This is a genomic window from Streptomyces sp. NPDC031426 (assembly GCF_055581585.1).
The window spans coordinates 49972-65626 of record NZ_JBVIJE010000020.1 but is presented as its reverse complement, the minus strand read 5'-3'; the positions used below and the strand labels follow the sequence as shown (position 1 = coordinate 65626).

The following is a 15655-nucleotide window of genomic DNA, read 5'->3' as shown; positions in this document are numbered from 1 at the left end:
GTCGAAGACGTCTGATCCGATGCACGGGCGGGAGATGGCGGACGTATGAGCGGCGGCACGGCAGCGGTGGCGGAGCGCGCGGGAGGATCCGGGCAGGCCGGGGACCGGCTCCCGGTGCGCCTCGCGTCCGTCTACCTTCCGGCGCCCCTCCCGCGCGAGGGCCGCATCGCCTTCTGGGACCCCGACGGCGGGTCCGTCGAGGGCGACACCACCGAGATCACGGTCGTACGACGCCACGGTGCGGGCGTGCGCCGCCGGCAGGTGCCCGCGCTGGCCCTCCCGCTCGCCGAGGCCCTGCCGCTGCTGGTCCGGGCCCGCCGCGACCCGGCCGCCCATCCGGCCACGGCCTGCTGGGGCGCCGCCGCACTGCACGCGCTGCGGCTGGTGGCCCGCGGCCGCCTGCTGCCGGGCCTGACCCCGGCCGGCCACGACGCCTGGCGGGCCGGCCCACTGGAGCCCGCCGACATCGCCCACCTGCGCGCGGTCGCCGCGGCCCTGCCCCCGGAAGGCCACGCCGTGCCGCTCCCGGACCCGGGCCCGCTCCGGCTGCCCGAGCCGGAGGCCCTGATCCGCTCCTTCCTGGACGCGGTCGCCGACACCCTGCCCCGCACCCCGGCCGCCCCCTACACCTCCGGCCGGCCCTTCGCCGCCCGGGAGCCCGTGGCGCTGCCCCAGGCCCATGAATGGGCGGCCGAGGTCGCCGCCGGCATGGACGCGGGCGTGCGGATCTCGCTCCGCCTGGACCTGTCGGCCTACGACGTCTTCGACGCTGGTGAGCACGACGGCGCGCGCGCCGCCGGAGCCGCGATCGTGCAGGTGCACAGCCTCGCCGACCCCACCCTGGTGGCCGACGCGGCGGCCCTGTGGGCGGGGGAGGCCGACACGGCGTTCGGGCCCCGCTCGCGGGTGGACGCCGCCCTCGCGGTGCGGCGCGCGGCCCGCGTGTGGCCGCCCCTGGACCGGCTCGCCGGACAGGACGTGCCCGATGTGCTCGCCCTGTCCGAGGAGGAGCTGGGCGAGCTGCTCGGCGTCGCTGCCCCGCGACTGGCCGCCGCCGGCGTCGCCGTGCACTGGCCGCGGGACCTCGCCCGCGACCTGACGGCCGCCGCGGTGGTCCGCCCGGCGCCCGGTTCGGCGACCGACGGCACCGGCTTCTTCGAGAGCGAGGAACTGCTCCGGTTCCGCTGGCAGTTGGCTCTCGGCGGGGATCCGCTCAGCGAGGCCGAGATGGACGCCCTGGCCGAGGCCCATCGCCCGGTCGTCCGGCTCCGGGACCGCTGGGTGCTGGTCGACCCGGCCCTCGTCCGCAAGGCCCGCAAGCGCGAACTGGGCCTGCTCGACCCGGTGGACGCCCTGTCCGTCGCGCTCACCGGCACCGCCGAGGTCGACGGGGAGACCGTCGAGGCCGTCCCGGTCGGCGCGCTGGCAGCCCTGCGCGACCGGCTCACCGCGGGCCTGCGCCCCGCCGAACCGCCCGCGGGGCTGGCTGCCACCCTCCGCGACTACCAACTGCGCGGACTCGGCTGGCTGGACCTGATGACCTCCCTCGGCCTCGGCGGCTGCCTCGCCGACGACATGGGCCTCGGCAAGACCGTCACTCTCATCGCCCTGCACCTGAAACGCGCCCGCACCGAGCCGACCCTGGTCGTGTGCCCCGCGTCCCTCCTGGGCAACTGGCAGCGGGAGATCACCCGGTTCGCCCCCGGTGTCCCCGTCCGCCGCTTCCACGGCCCCGACCGGACGCTGGACGGCCTCGACGGCGGCTTCGTCCTCACCACGTACGGCACCATGCGCTCGGCCGCGGCCCGCCTGGCCGAACAGGCCTGGGGCATGGTCGTCGCCGACGAGGCCCAGCATGTGAAGAACCCCTTCTCGGCCACCGCCAAGGCGCTGCGCACCATCCCGGCCCCCGCGCGCGTGGCGCTGACCGGCACCCCCGTGGAGAACAACCTCTCCGAGCTCTGGGCCCTGCTCGACTGGACCACCCCCGGACTCCTGGGCCCCCTGAAGTCCTTCCGCGCCCGGCACGCCCGCGCGGTGGAGAACGGCGAGGACCAGGAGGCGATCGAGCGCCTGGCCCGTCTGGTACGGCCGTTCCTGCTGCGCCGCAAGAAGTCCGACCCGGGCATCGTCCCCGAGCTGCCGCCCAAGACCGAGACGGACCACCCGGTGCCGCTCACCCGCGAACAGGCCGCGCTGTACGAGGCGGTGGTGCGCGAGTCGATGCTGGCCATCGAGACCGCCGAGGGCATCGCCCGGCGGGGCCTGGTGCTGAAGCTGCTGGGCGCCCTGAAGCAGATCTGCGACCACCCGGCGCTGTACCTGAAGGAGGACCCGCACGCCGACCGGCTCCTGGCCCGCTCCGGCAAACTCGCCCTGCTGGACGAACTGTTGGACACCCTCCTCGCCGAGGACGGCTCGGCGCTCGTCTTCACCCAGTACGTCGGCATGGCCCGCCTGATCACCGCGCATTTGTCCGCACGCGCGATCCCGATCGACCTGCTGCACGGCGGCACCCCGGTCCCGGAGCGCGAGCGCATGGTCGACCGCTTCCAGAGCGGCGAGACCCCGGTCCTGGTGCTCTCCCTGAAGGCCGCCGGCACCGGCCTGAACCTCACCCGCGCGGGCCATGTCATTCACTTCGACCGCTGGTGGAACCCGGCGGTCGAGGAACAGGCCACCGACCGCGCGTACCGCATCGGCCAGACCCAGCCGGTCCAGGTCCACCGCCTGGTCACCGAGGGCACGGTCGAGGACCGCATCGCCGAGATGCTCACCGCCAAGCGCGCCCTGGCCGACGCCATCCTGGGCTCCGGCGAGGCGGCCCTCACCGAACTGACCGACCGTGAACTGTCCGACCTCGTCTCCCTGCGGAGGCCGTCGTGACGACCGGCGAACAGCGCCCCGGCGACGCCGCGCGCCGCGCCCTGCGGGAGGCGCGGCAGCGCGCGGAGGCCGAGCGGGCGGAAGCAGGGCGGGAGACCGCGGAGGAGCAGGCGGCGTCCGGGCGCGTGGTCGACGGGACGGGCACCGCGGAACCGAGGCCCGCGGACCTCGCGCGCGCCGCCCTCCGGGCGACGGCCATGCCCCCCGTGCCCGCCGGGTCGGATACGCCCGGCACGCCGGACGGCCCCGGCGACTCCGCCGCCGCCGCAGACCGCAGGCCAGCGGAGGCCCGGGCACAGCCTGCCGACGAAGGCACACTCGGTGCCGCCGCGCGGCCCGCCGACGAAGGCGGGACCCGTGCCACGGAGCGGTCCGCGGATGCGGGTGCCGGGGGCGCCCCTGCGGGGGACCGGGGCGTGCCAGAGGCTGGCCGTGCGGGAGAGGGGGACGAGCCCGGGGGCGCCCGTGCTGGGACGCGAGATGTGCCCGGTGCTGGCCGTGCGGGAGAGGGGGGTTTGCCCGGGGGCGTCCCTGCAGGGGGCCGGGACGTGCCAGAGCCTGGCCGTGCGGGAGAGGGAGATGTGCCCGGCGCCGCCCGTGCCGGTGAGGGAGACGTGTCCGGGGGCGCCCGGGCAGGACGGCCCGGGGCGCGTCCCGCCGACGTGGCCAGGGAAGCGCTCCGGGCCGCCCGCCGGGAGGCGCTGCGTGCCGAGGCCGAGGCCGAGGCGCGCGGCAAGCGGTCGCAGGACCCCCGTACCCGACGCGGGACGCGCGCGACCGGTGGCACCGCCGCCGCGGTGCCGCGCCCCGCGACCGGCCCCGGACCGGAATCCGCGGCGGCCCGCGTCAAGGCTGCCCAGGAGATCCGGCACTACCTGGCCAACGCCTTCCGGATGCCGACGTGGTCCGACACCCCGGAGGACGAGCCCCCGGGCACCGGCACCAGCGGCAGCGACGACAGCACGACTCTCGCCGAGCCGCGCCCCGGCACCGCCCCCGCCGAGCCGGACCCCACTCCCGCGGGATCGGGGCCGACGCGGGACGAGCCGGTGTCCCCGCACACACCCCCCGCCACCCTCGCCACTCCCACCGAACCGCACCACACGGCCCCCGCACAGGCGTCCCCCTACCTGCCCGCCACCATGGCCACCCCGCACCGCGACTCCGAACTGCGGCGCACCTTCCCGGAGTTCGCGCCCCGTGAGGCCACCGCCGAGGGCGCGCCGTTCGCCGGGACCTGGTGGGGCAATGCCTGGGTGGCCGCGCTGGAGCAGGGCGCGCTGGACCCCAAGAGGCTGGCGCGGGGCCGCGGTTACGCCGAGCAGGGGCATGTCGACGCGATCACCGTGACGCCGGGGCTAGTGCTGGCGTACGTCCGCGGCAGCCGGCCCCGCCCGTACCGGGTGCAGGTGCGGGTCCGCACGCTGGAGGACGCGGACTGGGCGCGCTTCCTGGACGCGGCCGCCGACCGGCCGGGCCACATCGCCGCGCTGCTCGACAAGGAACTGCCCCAGTCCCTCGCCGACTGCGGGGTGCCCCTGCTGCCCGGCCCCGGCGACCTCGTGCCGCGCTGCAGCTGCCCCGACTCCGGGCACCCCTGCAAACACGCGGCGGCGCTCTGCTACCAGACGGCGCGGCTGCTCGACGCCGACCCCTTCGTGCTGCTCCTGCTGCGCGGCCGGGGCGAGAGAAGCCTGCTCGACGCGCTGTCCCGGCGCAGCGCCGCCCATGCGGCCCGCGCCGCCCAGGAGCGACAGCCGCAGTCCCTGCCGGGCGTACGCGCCGCTGACGTCCTGGCCCCGCGCGAACTCCCGCCGCTGCCCCCGCCGTTGCCGGCGCCCCCGCACCCCGAGCAGCCCCCGGTCTATCCGGCGGCGCCCGGCGGTCCCGACCCCTTCGCGCTGGACCAGCTCGCGACCGACGCCGCCGCCCGCGCCCACGCGCTGCTCGGCACCGGACGCGATCCGGTGGGCGAGCTGACCCTGTGGCAGGACGCGGTGCGCCTGGCCGCCGCCCGCCCCGGCTCCGGCCTCACGGCCACCACCCGCACCCTCTACGCCACGCTCGCCACGGCCGTGGGCCGCCCCCCGGCCGACCTCGCGCGGGCCGTCGCGGCCTGGCGCCAGGGCGGGGCCGCCGGGCTGGCCGTGCTGGAGGAGCCGTGGGACCCCCCGGCCGGCCGCTTCGACCGGGCCCGCCCGCTGCTGCTCGCCGCCGACCTTCCGGCGTTCCGGCCCTGGCGCAACCGCCTCACCCATCCCCGCGGCCATGTCCAGCTCCGGCTGGGCCGCGACGGCCTGTGGTACGCGTACGAGTCGGAGCCGGGCCGGGACGACTGGTGGCCCCGCGGCACGCCCGACCTGGACCCGGTGGGCGCCCTGACCGGCCTCGGCACACCCGACGACGTCTGACCGCTGTGACGCGGGAAGGCCGGTGCCGGCAGCGGTTGTCGCTGCCGGCACCGGCCTTCCGGTGCTGGGGTGCGTCGGCTCAGTACGCGGAGTTCACGTTGTCGATGGAGCCGTAGCGGTGGGCCGCGTAGTTGGCGGCCGCGGTGATGTTGGCCACCGGGTCGGTGACGCTCTTGGCGGTACCGGCGACGTGGTAGGTGTTGAAGGTCGGGTCGATGACCTGGAGCAGGCCCTTGGAGGGGGTGCCCTGCTTGGCGTTGACGTCCCAGTTGTTCTGGGCGTTGGGGTTGCCACCGGACTCGCGCAGGATGTTGCGCTTGAGGCCCTCGTAGCTGCCGGGGATGCCCTTGGCCTTCATGATCTGCAGAGACTGCTTGATCCAGCCGTCGAGGCTGTTGGCGGTGCCGGCCGTGGACCGGGTGCCGGCGCTGCTGTCGTGCGAGGACGTCTTGACCACGGAGGAGGCCGACACCTGCGTCGCTTCGGCGGCCTGGGCGTTCGCGGGCATCAGAGTGAGGGCGACGGCCGCCGCGCCGGTCGTGGTGATGCCGGTGAGGGCGAGGGTGCGCAGGCGAGCGATGCGGGTGCGGTTGATCATGGTCATACGGAAGGAACTCTCCACGAAAGGACGTAGTCGGTGCCGGCCGCTGTCGGTCGCGGTGGCGTGGGGCGATGCCCCGGGCTGCGTCGCGAGCGGGCCGATCCGGCGGTGTCCCGCTCGGTCCGGCCGGTGTGTCCCGGCGACGACAGCAATGTTTACGGGCCGGTTGAGCGCGGCGCAATGATGTGACGTACTACCTAACTCCGTAGCAATGTCCGAAATGAGCTGTTAAATGGTGACTTCTATGCAGGTCGGCTGAGTGGAGCTGGTACGGCCCTCGCTAGGATGTGATCTGGCTCCTATGGGTGGCATCACACGCAGAGCCCCTCCGGCGGGGCTTCGGAGTCGACTCGCGAGGGGTAAATCGGGGTCTCACGATGGAAGACCCAGACCATCGACCCCTTGGACGGCACCATGTCCGTGACTCGCCCCGAAGGCTCCGCGAGGGCCCGGCGCCGGATCATCGTGGGAAGCGCGCTCGGCGGCCTGCTCCTTGCCGGCGGTCTCGTCGGCTGCGGCAGCGGCAACGGCGGGAGCGCCGGCTCCGCGACCCCGGCCGGCACTCCCCGTACACCGAACGTCTCGTCGTTCTCCGGTGCGCCACCGTCGGCTCTGGCGTCCTCGGCCTCCTCGGCGATCGGCTCGGCCCGGGCGTCCGCCTCCGCCGCGGCATCCTCCGCCTCGGCTCGCGCCTCCGAGTTCGAGGCCTCGGTGGACGCCGAGACCCAGCGCAGGAGTGCGGCGGCGGAAAAGGAGCTGAAGAACGTCAAAGGCCGGGGCAACGCGCTCTCCGAGGTCGCCATGACGGGCATCCCCAGGTCACGGACCGGCGGAGTGCTCGCCGTCCTGGTCACCATCACCAACAAGACCGGCAGCGCGGCCTCCTACGCGGTACAGGTCGACTTCAAGGACGCGGCCGGCAAGGTGGTCGAGACGCGGTACGTCGGGGCGGAGCACCTGGAACCCGGGAAGAAGGACCAACCCATCGCCTCCAGCCACCAGCCACCGGAGACGAAGCTGACAGCAGTCCTCGCCAAGGCCCAGCGCTACTGACGTCGGGCGGCTCGTCCGGATGCCGCAGTGAGGAATTCGTGCGCGCCGGGCGAGCGGGGGCGGGCGACCGGGGGGACTGTCCGGCGCGGGGAGGTGCTGACCGGGTCACCCGCCACCACGACGGGGAAGGGCCGTCCGCGCGCGACACTCCACCTGACATGGGTGTGGCACAGCCCGCCGCAGCCAGGATCTACACTCAGTTGGTAGCCGCAAGCAACGGAACGTGCGTGTCGACCGTCTCACCCGTCCGCTGCCGCGCCTCGACGACGATCCGGTCGACCGCACCCACACAGAGTCTCGAAGCCGGGCCGGGCCCGGCCGGCGAGGCGAGGCAAGGAGATCCGCACGCATGACCACGTCCGCATCCCCGGCCCGTGGGGGAACCGAAGCGATATCCGCGTCGGCGCCGGCCGGCAGGCTGACGCACCGTCAGATCATGACGATCCTCAGCGGCCTGATGCTGGGGATGTTCCTCGCGGCGCTCGACCAGACCATCGTCAGCACCTCGATCCGCACGATCGCCGACGATCTGCACGGGCTCAGCGCGCAGGCGTGGGTCACCACCGCGTACCTGATCACCTCCACCATCAGCACGCCGCTGTACGGAAAGCTGTCCGACCTCTACGGCCGCAAGCCCTTCTTCCTGGCGGCCATCACGATCTTCATCGCCGGCTCGGCGGCCTGCTCGTTCGCCACCTCGATGACGGAGCTGTCCGCCTTCCGGGCCTTCCAGGGCATCGGCGCGGGCGGTCTGATGTCACTGGCGCTGGCGATCATCGGTGACATCGTGCCGCCCCGCGAGCGCGCCCGGTACCAGGGCTACATGCTCGCCATGTTCGGCTCCGCCAGCGTGCTCGGCCCGCTGATCGGCGGTTTCCTCGCGGGCCGCGGCAGCATCCTGAGCATCGCCGGCTGGCGCTGGGTGTTCCTGGTCAACGTGCCGGTCGGCATCATCGCGCTGTTCGTCGTCGCCCAGGTCCTGAACCTCCCGCACACCCGGCGCGAGCACCGCATCGACTGGTGGGGCGCGCTCACCATCGCCGTCGGCGTGGTGCCGCTGCTGCTCGTGGCCGAGCAGGGCCAGAGCTGGGGCTGGACCTCCCCGAAGGCATACATCTGCTACGCGGTCGGCGCGGTCGGCCTGCTGGTGTGGGTCCTCGTCGAACGGGCCATGGGCGAGGAGGCCCTGATCCCGATGCGGCTGTTCCGCGGCGCGGTGTTCAGCAAGATGAGCCTGATGTCCGTGCTGATCGGCATGGGCATGTTCGGCGGGATGATGATGATCCCGCTGTACCTGCAGATCGTGAAGGGTGTCAGCCCCACCAGGTCGGGCCTGCTGATGCTGCCGCTGATGGTCGGCATGATCGCCGGGACCATCGTGGTCGGACGCATCATCCAGAAGACCGGCAAGTACAAGGTCTTCCCGGTCATCGGCACCCTGCTGATCATCGCCGCCATGCTGCTGTTCCACTACCGGGTGGAGTGGAACACGGCACTGCCGCAGACCATGGCCTACATGGCCCTGTTCGGCATCGGCCTCAGCGGATGCATGCAGATCCTGACGCTGGCCGTGCAGAACGCCGTGGAGCCCAAGGACATGGGCGTGGCGACCGCGTCGGCCACCTTCTTCCGGCAGATGGGCGGCACCGCCGGCACCGCGGTCTTCCTCTCCGTGCTGTTCAGCACGGTCGGCGACAAGATCAGCTCGGCCTTCCGGTCCGCCGCGCAGACGCCCGCGTTCCAGGCCGCGCTCCATGACCCGGCCGTACGGCACAACCCCGCGAACGCGCCGGTGCTGGAGATGTTCAAGCACCCCGGCGCGGGCGGCGGGAGCGGCTCGGGCGTGCTCGACGACTCCTCCTTCATCCAGCAGCTCGACCCGCGTCTCGCTCAGCCGTTCAAGGTCGGCTTCACCGACTCGATGCAGCTCGTCTTCCTCATCGCGGCGGCCGTGATGGTCCTGGCCTTCCTGGTCGCGGTGTGGACCAAGGAGGTGCCGCTGCGCAAGGTCTCCGGACTGGAGGCACGGGCCGCCGAGGAGAGCGCCGGCCCCGCCCCGGAGCCGGCCGAGACCACGGCTGCCGGGCCCGCCGCGACCCCGGCCACCGAGCCGGCCGCCACGGAGCGCACCACCGCCGAGACCGCCGCCGACGCCCCGGCCGGAAGGACGCAGCCCGTCACCGAGCCGGCCGATCGGTTCGCACCCGTCCCCGGCGCCCCGTCGCACGGCGTCCACGGACGGGTGCTGGACGGCGCGGGCGCGCCGGTGTCACAGGCCGTCATCACCCTGATCGACGTCAACGGACGGCAGTTCGGCCGCGCCGTCAGCGGCGCGGACGGGGACTACGCGATGTCCGTCACCGGCCCCGGCACGTACGTGCTGATCGGCGCCGCCGGTGCCCGGCAGCCACAGGCGGTCACGGTCCTGGTCGGCGACGAGCCGGTCGAGTGCGACCTCGTGCTCAGCGGCACCGTCGCGCTCACCGGGACGGTCCGGGAGGCCGTCGAGGGGCGGCCGCTGCCGGGAGCCCTGCTGGTCGCCACCGACGTGCGCGGCGAGGTCGTGTCCTCCGGCACCTCGGCCGCCGACGGCGCCTTCGTGCTCGCCGATCTGGTACCCGGCGGCTACACGCTCGTGGTGAACGCGCCCGGACACCGCCCGGCCGCCCTCCCCCTCGACGTCACCCCGGGCGGCGCCGACGTCTGCGAGATCCGCCTCGAACCCGGCGCCCGGCTCCACGGCGTCGTCAGCACCGCGACCGGTCGGCCGCTCCACGACGCCAAGGTCACCCTGCTGGACTCGGCCGGGAACGTGGTCGGCACCACGATCACCGGCTCCGACGGCGCCTACGGATTCACCGACCTCGACGGCGGCGAGTACACCGTCATCGCCGGCGGCTACGCCCCGGTCGCCGCGTCGGTGCGCCTGGACGGCAGCGGCGTCACCGGCTTCGACGTCGAGCTGTCCCACCAGGAGGAGTCCCGGTAGCGGCAACGGCCCGCTGCGCCATGGAACACGGGGGTGGCGACACCGCGGTCGCGGTGCTGGATCAGCCGGCCTCTCGGCCCCGGGGAGTCCAGGCTCAGACACCAGCCGCACCAGTCACACATAGTGGTCAGGCACTGTCTGGGACGGTGGGAGGGCCTGACGGGACTGCCGGGGCAGGACGCGTCCGCCAGAGCCTGCGCACCGCATCCGGCTTCTGCGATGCGGCGGGCGCCGTCTGGTCCGAGCCGCCGCCACGGCTGAGGTGCACACCGATCGCTGACGTCGTCAGGCTCGGTACGGCGGCTGCGCACCGGGCGATCCGGAAGTCGTGACGTGAGGTGGCACCGACGTGGGAGCCGACCACCGCGACCAGGACGGCGAAGCCGATCGCGGCGGAGATCTGGCGGCATGTCCGGGCACGTCGCGCGATGCGAGGGCGCGGCGCGCAGGAGCCAGGCGCAGTCTGGATAGTGGAGGTGGGTTGCCGTGGCGCACAACGAAGCCATTTCGCCCGTCGAGGGTGCGGCACTACTAGAAGCCCTGTTCCACCAATCCCCGACCGGCCTGATGCTCCTGGACACGGAACTGCGGATCCTATGGATCAACGTCAACACGCCGGTCCTGAAATCGGGCACCCCTGAAGAGATCATAGGCCGGCACTTCACCGACGTATATGACCTTTCCGCGCCCGGTGAGGTCGAGGCGATGCTGCACGGCGTGCTGGAGAGCGGCGCGCCCGCTCGGGGGCGACGAATGGAGGTGCGTCCGAAGGGCGCGCCGGGGCCGGAGTACCGGTTCTCCGTCTCGGCATCTCGTCTTGAGGACGCGCAGGGCAGGATCCTGGGAGTGCTGACGGAGATACTTGGTGTCACCGAATGCGAGAAGGTACGCGCCCGTCTGCGCCTTCTCGGCTCGGTGCGCGATCGCGTGGGACGGACCCTCGACGTTGTGGCCACCTGCGAGGATTTGGTGCAAGCGGTGGTGCCGGACCTCGCCGACCTCGCCGTGGTGGAAGTGGTGGAGGCAGTGGTGCGTGGCGAGGAACCTCCGCCGAGTCCTCTCGGACGGGAGGTGCCGCTGCGCCGTGCGGCCTTCGCCCGCAGTGGCGGCGAGGACCAGGTCCAGGCACATCCGGTGGGTGACGTGCGTGCTCTGCCGTTCCCGACGCCCTACGCCCAGACACTGGCCGACCTCAGGCCGCGCCTCGTTGCCCTGGGTCCGGAAACACCTTGGCTGGCTGCCGTCCCGCAGCGCGCCGAGGCGATTCGCGCCTCAGGCGCCCGGAGCCTTGTTACCACTCCCCTGACCCTGCGGGGAAAGGTGCTGGGGCTGATGAGCCTCTACCGCACCGACCAGGGCGACGTCTTCGACCAGGGCGATGTCATCCTCGCCGAGGCAGTGGCCGCTCACGCCGCGCTGTGCATCGACAACGCCCGCCGTTATACCCGCGAACACACCATCGCCCTGACGATCCAGCGCCATCTGCTGCTTCCCGAGGTTGCGACGCAGACGACCGTTGAAACCGCGCACATACTGGTGCCCTCTGAAACCGGCGGAGGCTGCGGGTTCGACACATTCGCCCTGTCCGGCGCCCGCACCGCACTGGTGGTCGGCGAAGTAGCCGGCCGAGGCATCCATGCGGCCACCACCATGGGACAGATAGGGACCGCCGCGCACTCTCTGGCCGCGCTCGACCTGGAGCCCGACGAGCTCCTCGCCCGCCTCAACGACACCGCCATCAGCCTGGCCCAGGAACGCGCCGCTCTGCCGCCCGGCGACCCCATGCCGCTCACGGGAAGCTGCGCGTACGCGGTCTACGACCCGCTCGCTGGGACCTGCACCATCGCCCTGGCCGGCCACCCCCCACCCGTCATCGCCCATCCCGATGGGAGCACCCAGATCCCTCACCTACCGAGCGGACCTCCCCTGGGCAGGACCGAAGGACCTCCCTTCGCTGCCACCACGGTCCCTCTCCCCGACGGCAGCGTCCTCGCCTTCTACACGCCGTCCCTCCTGCACACCTCCCAGTCCCCGGAGATCCTCCAACGAGTGCTGGCCCACACTGACCGGCCACTGCAGGATCTGTGCGACGACGTGCTCTACCGGCTACGGAACGACACCCGCCACGGCGACGTCATCCTCCTCCTCGCCCGCACCCACACACTCCCCGCGGACCAGGTCGCCGCATGGCAACTCGACCCCCACCCCAAAGCCGTTGCCACGGCGCGCACCCACGCCCAACACCAACTCACCCATTGGGGAGTGGACGAGGAAACCGCCTACACCACCGAAACGATCGTCAGCGAACTGGTCACCAACGCCATCCGCTACGGCACACCGCCTGTGCAGTTGCGGCTCATCAAGGACCGCACGCTCACCTGCGAAGTCCACGACAGCAATGCCCTCGCGCCACGGCTGCGCCACGCGAAAACCATCGACGAAGGCGGGCGCGGCCTGTTCATCATGGCCCAACTGGCACAGAACTGGGGCGTCCGTTACTCCCTCGACGGCAAGACCGTCTGGGCCGAGCAGACTCTCCCGCCCGCAACCTCGCCCCATCCCCAACAGCGGTCATAGCGTTACCGAGCGCGCCCGGATCGTCCTCGGCCAGCCGTGCTGGCGAGAGCGCGGCGGTGCAGCTGCAACTGCAGCTGCTCGGCCGGGTTTCGCCGAAGACGCCGCAGGCGCCGCGAAGCACGAGCATCACGGCTCCGCTCTTGGCCAGGGCAATCGCCCGGATTCAGCAACGGGGGAGCCGCTGGCGCTGTCAGCCGGGGAACTCCGCCACGGCATTCGGTCGCGCTCGAGGTCACCAGGCGTCTGGAGGCTCCGGTTCGCGAGGTAGTCCGGGCGTCACGGCTTTCGGGCAGTGCGACCGGGCCGAGGAACGTGGCCATGCCGTTCGCCTCCATCGCAACCATAGAAGCGAAGGGCCGGGTCTCTGACCTGCGGCCATGTAAACGAGCAACGCTGCGACCTGCGACTTAGCTGTCGGCGGTTGTCAGCGTTGGTCGTTCGTTGAGCACCCCCGCACGGCCCAGAGACGGCCCGAGCGGGGGTGTCGCGAGTGCCCTCGATGCGAACTATGGGCAGGATGGTCATTGAGGTCAGGTGGGCTGGTCAACTGGTCGTCAAGGACCGGTGGCGGTCGGTGGCGGTCGTGGTGGTTGCTGTACTTCACTGCTGTACTGCACTGGGTCGTTGCCCCAGGTCAGCAGTGCTGCGTGACCGCATATCGAAGGACATCGAGACGCCTCACTCAGCACAGGTCGATTGGTCAGCCGATGGCGCTGTGCCGTCAGCGGGTTGACGTTTGATTGCGATCAAGGCGGCGTCGTCGTCGAGTCGGCCGCCGACGTGGTTGAGAAGGTCGCCGCGGAGGTGGTTGAGGAGTGCCGTGGGATGGCGGTGGTTCTGGTGGGTGAGTCGTTTGGCGAGCGGGTAGAACTCGCCGTCGGTATTGCGGGCTTCGATGGCACCGTCGGTGTAGAGGAGGAAGGTGTCTTCGGCCCCTAGGGCGAAGGTGTCGAGGTGAAAGGTGGTTTGCGTCAGTGCGCCCAGTCCCAGCGGGGGCGCGGGTTGGCCGGCTTCCAGGGTCACGACGTCGTGCGCTCGTAGGAGTAGCGGTGGGGGGTGTCCGCAGGTGACGCTCCATACGAGGGGCTCGGCGTCGGGGATTTCGAGGAGAGTGGCGGTGACGAACGCCTCTTCGGTCTGTTCGGGGCTCACTGCTTCGGATGCGTTGCTGCGGACACTTGAATCCAGGTAGGCGGCGAGTTCCGGCAGCGTGGTCAGCCGGCGGGCGGCGTCGCGGAACGTGCTGATGGTGTGGGCAGCGGTGCCGACCGCCGCCAGGCCCTTGCCTCGAACATCGCCGATGATCAACCGTGTCCCCGTGGGCGTGCGCACGGCGGCGTAGAGATCTCCGCCGATGCGTGCTTCGTCCTCTGCCGCCAGGTACGTCGAGGCCAGGCGAAGGGGGCCGAGTCGGTGGGGGAGGGGAGGCAGTATGGCGCGTTGCGCGGCCTCGGCGACTGCGCGCAGCTGGACCAGCTTTCGCTGTCCGTGTTCCGTCAGGTACCGGGCGATCACGACGGCCACCGAGGTCGCAATGAGGGCAGCCGCCTGTGGCGGGTTCACCGAGTGGCGGACCAGGAAGATGGCCATCAAAGCCGACACGGCCACGATGGCGACAAGTGAGGTCACCCGGGAGCTCGCGTACCAGGAAGTGAGTGCAGGCACCATGATCAGCAAGTCGCCGAGATGAACTGCGCCAGGCACCTGAAGATCGATGAGCGTGATCGCCAGAATGAACAGCAAGGCGACTGTCAGCACGGATCGTGGTTGCGGCAAGGTGCGCGAGTGAACGAGTGACGGCCTCGCTCGGTGATGCATCAGGTGTGGCTCCTGCACGCAACCCGGAGCCGTACACGCAGGGTCGCGGAACGTGAATGCCATGTGCTGCTCCGTCTAGGATCATATCGTCGGTTCTGATGGTTCCATCAATTAAAACGGACATATATGGGCATGCAAGGTCATGTGTGGCAGGTCACAAGCGTTGTGGATGCCGGCCGGGCTTGATCAGGGCGAGTCTCCGCCGCTGGGGTGACGACTGACCCGCCGTCCCTCGTGGTGCACGGTGCCGAGCGGGGCGGAGACATGAGCGCGGGCGCCGCCGGCCGCCCGCGCCCGCCCGGAGGGGCGAAGCGACGACGGGTGCTTGATGGGGTGGAGAAACCTGTAAAGGGCTGCGGAGTTCAGCAGCGGGGTTCAGCTGCTCGATCGAGGTGCTGGTGGACGGAAAAGTCGTCGCCCGGGGCAGCGCCTCCCGGGCAGGCAAAACCGTCCTCTATGCCGAGATCCGTCGGGGATCCGCCGCGCCCCCTGAGCGTCACATTCGCGGACATGGGCGACGTGTCTCATGCGTCGCCGATCTTGCTCACCATTGTCAGGTCCGGGGCAGCAATGGCAGGGGCCGAGTGGCGATCTCCTGGGCTTCGGCGCGCGTCATGCCGAACATCCGCAGCAGGCGGAAGGCCAGCTGGTCGGCAACATGCTCGGCATCGAGGTCCGGGCGGGTCTCCAGTAGGTGGAGCACTCCGAGCAGAGCGCCGCCGACCATGGCCACAGAAGTGCGCGGGTCTTCGATGTCCAGCCGTCCGTTGTCGGCGGCGGCCCTCAGATCCCGCATCGCCTGAGGTGCCAAGCCGCTGTCGGAGGTCAGATAGGGCATGCCCGTACGCACGAGGATCCTGGCGATCTGTGTGTGAGTGCGCTGCAGTCGGCAGGTCAGGCGGACGCTGGCAGCGAAGATCTCCGCGGGGTCCTTCAGGTCTCCCACGACGGATTCCAGGAGTGCGCCGTGTTCCTCCAGGGTGCGGGCGACGGCCGCGTCGAACAGCTCGTCCTTGCTGGTGAAGTGGTTGTAGAAGGAGCCGAAGCCGACGTCCGCAGCCTCGGTGATCTCCTGGATGCTCACTTCCGTCCGCCCCTGCTCGGCGAGGAACCGCTGCGCGGCGGCGATCAGCGAGGCACGGGTACGCGCCTTGCGTCGGTCCACGCGGTTGGGCGTGTGGCTGGGCGTCCGACTGTTGGCCTTGCCCTGTCGGTCGATACTCATCCCTCCACCTTACTCAATACATCAGCTTTGATTGTTTCGTCACCACTGACGGCCGTTGACGGGGCTGACATCTGGACTGATTCTCTCATCACTGC

The 15655-nt window shown here is 71.7% G+C and carries 8 protein-coding genes; 5 read left to right on the top strand and 3 right to left on the bottom strand.

Translation table 11 applies throughout. The features are described 5' to 3' along the window. Positions 1 to 45 precede the first annotated feature (45 nt). A complete protein-coding gene (locus ACZ5NH_RS32215) occupies positions 46 to 2886 on the top strand; it encodes an SNF2-related protein (protein ID WP_468780249.1) in 2841 nt (946 codons plus the stop codon). A gap of 197 nt (positions 2887 to 3083) precedes the next feature. Further along, positions 3084 to 5297: an SWIM zinc finger family protein gene (locus ACZ5NH_RS32210; RefSeq protein WP_468780352.1), complete on the top strand. Its 2214-nt coding sequence runs from the start codon at positions 3084 to 3086 to the stop codon at positions 5295 to 5297. Between the two features lie 79 nt (positions 5298 to 5376). Here the strand turns inward: ACZ5NH_RS32210 and ACZ5NH_RS32205 are convergent, their stop codons facing one another. Then, positions 5377 to 5901: a transglycosylase SLT domain-containing protein gene (locus ACZ5NH_RS32205; protein ID WP_468780247.1), complete on the bottom strand. Its 525-nt coding sequence runs from the start codon at positions 5899 to 5901 to the stop codon at positions 5377 to 5379. Positions 5902 to 6312: 411 nt separating this feature from the next. On the opposite strand from ACZ5NH_RS32205, the gene ACZ5NH_RS32200 reads away from it, so the two are divergent. The 3 genes from ACZ5NH_RS32200 to ACZ5NH_RS32190 all read left to right on the top strand — a co-directional run bounded on the left by ACZ5NH_RS32200 (position 6313) and on the right by ACZ5NH_RS32190 (position 12517). Then, positions 6313 to 6951: a hypothetical protein gene (locus ACZ5NH_RS32200; protein ID WP_468780245.1), complete on the top strand. Its 639-nt coding sequence runs from the start codon at positions 6313 to 6315 to the stop codon at positions 6949 to 6951. Positions 6952 to 7300: 349 nt separating this feature from the next. Then, a complete protein-coding gene (locus ACZ5NH_RS32195; RefSeq protein WP_468780243.1) occupies positions 7301 to 9940 on the top strand; it encodes an MFS transporter in 2640 nt (879 codons plus the stop codon). 486 nt (positions 9941 to 10426) lie between these two features. Then, on the top strand, positions 10427 to 12517 hold the full coding sequence (locus ACZ5NH_RS32190; protein ID WP_468780241.1) for a SpoIIE family protein phosphatase: 2091 nt from the start codon (positions 10427 to 10429) through the stop codon (positions 12515 to 12517). A gap of 678 nt (positions 12518 to 13195) precedes the next feature. Here ACZ5NH_RS32190 and ACZ5NH_RS32185 read toward each other — a convergent pair. Both ACZ5NH_RS32185 and ACZ5NH_RS32180 read right to left on the bottom strand, forming a co-directional pair. Continuing rightward, on the bottom strand, positions 13196 to 14275 hold the full coding sequence (locus ACZ5NH_RS32185) for a PP2C family protein-serine/threonine phosphatase (RefSeq protein ID WP_468780239.1): 1080 nt from the start codon (positions 14273 to 14275) through the stop codon (positions 13196 to 13198). Between the two features lie 613 nt (positions 14276 to 14888). Then, positions 14889 to 15560, bottom strand: a complete 672-nt coding sequence (locus ACZ5NH_RS32180) for a TetR/AcrR family transcriptional regulator (protein ID WP_468780237.1) — start codon at positions 15558 to 15560, stop codon at positions 14889 to 14891. Positions 15561 to 15655: the final 95 nt, after the last annotated feature.

Excerpts from the sequence above, each read along its gene's own strand:
- ACZ5NH_RS32205 (WP_468780247.1), bottom strand. The coding sequence starts at position 5,901 with ATGACCATGATCAACCGCACCCGCATCGCTCGCCTGCGCACCCTCGCC.
- ACZ5NH_RS32210 (WP_468780352.1), top strand. The coding sequence starts at position 3,084 with ATGCCCCCCGTGCCCGCCGGGTCGGATACGCCCGGCACGCCGGACGGC.
- ACZ5NH_RS32215 (WP_468780249.1), top strand. The coding sequence starts at position 46 with ATGAGCGGCGGCACGGCAGCGGTGGCGGAGCGCGCGGGAGGATCCGGG.
- ACZ5NH_RS32200 (WP_468780245.1), top strand. The coding sequence starts at position 6,313 with ATGTCCGTGACTCGCCCCGAAGGCTCCGCGAGGGCCCGGCGCCGGATC.
- ACZ5NH_RS32195 (WP_468780243.1), top strand. The coding sequence starts at position 7,301 with ATGACCACGTCCGCATCCCCGGCCCGTGGGGGAACCGAAGCGATATCC.
- ACZ5NH_RS32180 (WP_468780237.1), bottom strand. The coding sequence starts at position 15,560 with ATGAGTATCGACCGACAGGGCAAGGCCAACAGTCGGACGCCCAGCCAC.